Genomic DNA, 3,629 nt, shown 5'->3' with positions numbered 1-3,629 from the left:
GCCTGCTGCAGGTTGGAGGCGGTCTGCTCGGTGCGCGCGCTCAGGTCGGCGTTGCCGCCGGCGATCTCGGTGCTCGCGGTGCGGATGCTGTCGCTGGCGTGGTGCAGCGAGCCGACGATCTGGCGCAGCTGCCGCTGCATGTGGGTCAGGCTCTTGACCAGCGCGGCGGCCTCGTCGCGGCCTTCGTCGCGGATGTCGTGCGAGAGGTCGCCTTCGGCGATCGCGTCGGCCAGCCGGCGCGCCTCGCCGAGCGGCTGCGTGATCGAGCGCAGGTTCAGCAGCGTCGTCGGCACGACGATCACGACCGCGAGCGCGACGGCGCCGGCGAACAGTGCCATCGCCAGCCGGAATGCGGCGGCCCGCTCGGCCTGGTTGGCTTGCGCCTCCTCGTCGAGGTGGCGGCGGATCTCGCCGACGAGCCGCTCGGCTTCCTGCACCGGCGCCTTCGCCGCCTCGAGCCGGCGGTCGACGACACCGGCCGAGTCGTAGGCCTGGGCGCGCAGCCGCGTGACGACGTTCATCGCCTCGCGGCTGTACGTCTCCAGCAGCTGCTGCACCTGCACGGCGTGCTCTTTGCCTTCGTCGTCCTGGCCCTCGGCGAGCGTCGCCGCGGCGTCGCGCGCCGTCTTCAGCGCGGCCTGCCAGCGCTCGAAGTGCTGGTCGACCCGGGCCGGATCCTCATAGGCGATGACCATGTCCTTCTCGAAGCGCCGCACGTTGGCGGTGGCCACCGAAAGCGCGGACAGCGTCTCGAGATCGCGGTAGGTCTTTTCGACGAAGTCCTGGCTGGCGCCGTCGATGCGCGCCAGCCCCCAGCCCCCGGCGGCGCCGACGGCGAGCAGCAGAGCGATGACGACGGCGATCGCACCCAGCATGCGGGTGCGGATGCTGTAGGCGCGCATCCAGCGCATCGCAGAAAAGAGAGAACGGTCAGACATCGCAGGGCAGGGCGGGCCACGAGTTCGGCTGGAGGGGCAGGCAGGCCGGGGGCTCAGCGGTCGTCGTCGATCAGGCCCATGTCGGCGCTGGCCATCAGCGCCTCGATGTCCATCAGGATCAGCATGCGCTCGGTGCCGTCGGCGGACACGGTACCGATGCCGGTGATGAAGCGCGCGTCGATGCTCGCGTTCAGTTCGGGTGCCGGCTTGATCTGGTCGCCGCCGAGTTCGAGCACGTCGGACACCGAGTCGACGACGGCGCCGACGACGCGCCCCTTGACGTTGAGCACGATCACGACGGTGAAGCTGTTGACCTCGGCGCTCGCGCAGCCGAGCTTGATGCGCAGGTCGACGATTGGCACGATGACGCCGCGCAGGTTGACGACGCCCTTCAGGAAGCTCGGCGCGTTGGCGATGCGCGTGGGCGGCTCGTACGAGCGGATCTCCTGCACGCGCAGGATGTCGATGCCGTATTCCTCGTCACCGAGGCGGAAGGTCAGGTACTCGCCGTGGTGCGCCTGCAGCGCGCCCTGGCGGGCGGCCTCGTGGCGGGCGACGTGCGTGGCTTCGGCAATCATGTCCATGGTGAGGTCCTGTCGGTCGTGGGAAGGTCGATGGGGCGCTTCAGAAGGTCTGCCAGTCGTCGTCGGTGTCGGCCGTGGCGGCCACCGGCACGGGCTTGGCCGCTGGCGTGTCCGCCGGCGGGGCGGTGCGCTTGGCGTCGCTCGATGCGGTCGTCTTCGGCGCCGGCGCCGCCGGCTTGAGGGCAGGCGCCGGCGCCGCCGGCGTGAGCGCCGGTGCGGCCTTGGGTTCGGGCGCGGGCTGTCGGGTGGCGACGGCGGGCGCTTTCATCACCGCGGGCGCGGCCGTCGGCGCGACGGCCGCTGTCGCAGGCGTTGCAGGCGCGGTCGCCCCGAGCCTGAACGTGGCCACCACGTCGGCCAGGCGCTTGGCCTGCTCCTTGAGGCTCTCGGCGGCGGCAGCACTTTGCTCGACGAGGGCGGCGTTTTGCTGCGTCATGCGGTCGAGATCGGCGACGGCGGCGTTGACCTGACCGAGGCCCGAGCTCTGCTCGCGCGCGGCGGCGCTGATCTCGCCGATGATGTCGCTCACGCGCTGCACGCTGGCGACGATCTCGTTCATCGTCGCGCCGGCGTCGGCAACGAGCTTGGAGCCGGTCTCGACCTTGTCGACGCTGGTGCCAATCAGCGCCTTGATTTCCTTGGCCGCTTCGGCGCTGCGCTGCGCGAGGCTGCGTACCTCGCCGGCGACGACGGCGAAGCCGCGGCCCTGCTCGCCGGCGCGGGCGGCCTCGACGGCGGCGTTGAGCGCGAGGATGTTGGTCTGGAACGCGATGCCGTCGATGACGCCGATGATGTCGGCGATCTTCTTCGAGCTGGCGTGGATCTCGTCCATCGTCGAGACGACCTGGGCGACGACCTCGCCGCCCTTGGAGGCGACGGCGCTGGCGGAGGAGGCGAGCTGGTTGGCCTGGGCGGCGGCGTCGGCGCTGTGGGCGACGGTGCCGGTGAGCTGTTCCATCGAGGAGGCGGCCTGCTGCAGGTTGGAGGCGGTCTGCTCGGTGCGCGCGCTCAGGTCGGCGTTGCCGCCGGCGATCTCGGTGCTCGCCGTGCGGATGCTGTCGCTGGCGTGGTGGACCTCGCCGATCGCACGACGCAGCGACGCCTGCATCTCGGCCAGCGCGCGCTGGACGTCACCGATCTCGTCGTGCCGATCGGTCTGCAGCGATCCGCTCAGATCACCGGCGCCGATGCGCCGGGCGTGTTCGCTCAGTTCGCGCAGCGGCTGGCGGATCGAACGCACGAGGAAGAAGGTCGACACCACCATCAGCCCGGCCATGCCGAACAGCACGGCCGAGACGACGGCCACGGTGCGCATGCGCTCGGCCGCATTGGCGGCATTCATCGCTGCGGTACGCGCTTCCTGCAGTTCGACGAAGCCACGCTGCGCCTTCACGTAGGTGGCGACGGCCGGCCGGACCTTGTCGTTGAGCGCCGCCAGCGCGGCGTCGGCCTGGCCGGCGGCCTTGAGCTTGGCGGCTTCGTTGCGCGCGTCGATGTAGGCCTTGCGCGTCTGCGCCACCGCTTCGAGCGCTTTCTTCTCCTCGGGCGTGGTGGCCAGCGCTTCGAGGGTCTTCTGCAGTTCGGAGATCTTTGCCGTCGTCGCTTCGACGTCGGGCTTGAGCGCCGCCGCGACACCCACATCGCTCGCGATCAGGCCGGCAACGACGCGGGCTGCATTGGCCTCGGTCAGTCCCGCCCAGCGCAGCGCTGTCTGGACCTTGGTGTCCTGTTCGCTTTGCGCTTGCTGCTGTGACGCGATAGAGGCGCGCGTGCGCACAGCCGTGGCGGCGAAGATCGCGACGATCAGCACCGACAGCGCGATGGTCGGCAGCCACAGCCTTTGCGTGAGGGTGAGGCGTTGGAGGTGGAACATCACTGTTTTCCTGGAAGCGACGGTGGCGGACGGATTGGATGTGGTGTGACGGGTGACGTGGAGGCGCCTCGATCAGGCGGCCATGACGGGAGGCGCACCGGTGCCTTGCAACCTGAACGTGGCGACGACCTCGGCCAGGCGCTTGGCCTGCTCCTTGAGGCTTTCGGCGGCGGCGGCGCTTTGCTCGACGAGGGCGGCGTTTTGCTGCGTCATGCGGTCGAGGTCGGCGACGGC

At 70.5% G+C, this 3,629-nt stretch carries 3 protein-coding genes; all 3 read right to left on the bottom strand.

Annotated features, from left to right (window positions below; translation table 11 throughout):
* A partial coding sequence (locus DRV96_RS17540) for a HAMP domain-containing protein (RefSeq protein WP_210757099.1) occupies positions 1-875 on the bottom strand: 875 nt, incomplete at its 3' end.
* Positions 876-991: 116 nt separating this feature from the next.
* The gene (locus DRV96_RS17535) at positions 992-1,522 is read right to left on the bottom strand and encodes a chemotaxis protein CheW (protein ID WP_119293546.1); all 531 of its coding nucleotides are present in this window, start codon (positions 1,520-1,522) and stop codon (positions 992-994) included.
* A gap of 40 nt (positions 1,523-1,562) precedes the next feature.
* Positions 1,563-3,395: a methyl-accepting chemotaxis protein gene (locus DRV96_RS18780; protein WP_119293544.1), complete on the bottom strand. Its 1,833-nt coding sequence runs from the start codon at positions 3,393-3,395 to the stop codon at positions 1,563-1,565.
* Between the last annotated feature and the right edge of the window lie 234 nt (positions 3,396-3,629).

This window comes from Azohydromonas sediminis (genome assembly GCF_003574675.1).
GTDB lineage: Bacteria > Pseudomonadota > Gammaproteobacteria > Burkholderiales > Burkholderiaceae_C > Calidifontimicrobium > Calidifontimicrobium sediminis.
This window is presented reverse-complemented; position numbering and strand designations above follow the sequence as displayed.

Coding starts and splice junctions, on each gene's coding strand:
- DRV96_RS17535 (WP_119293546.1), bottom strand. CDS start 1,522: ATGGACATGATTGCCGAAGCCACGCACGTCGCCCGCCACGAGGCCGCC.
- DRV96_RS18780 (WP_119293544.1), bottom strand. CDS start 3,395: ATGTTCCACCTCCAACGCCTCACCCTCACGCAAAGGCTGTGGCTGCCG.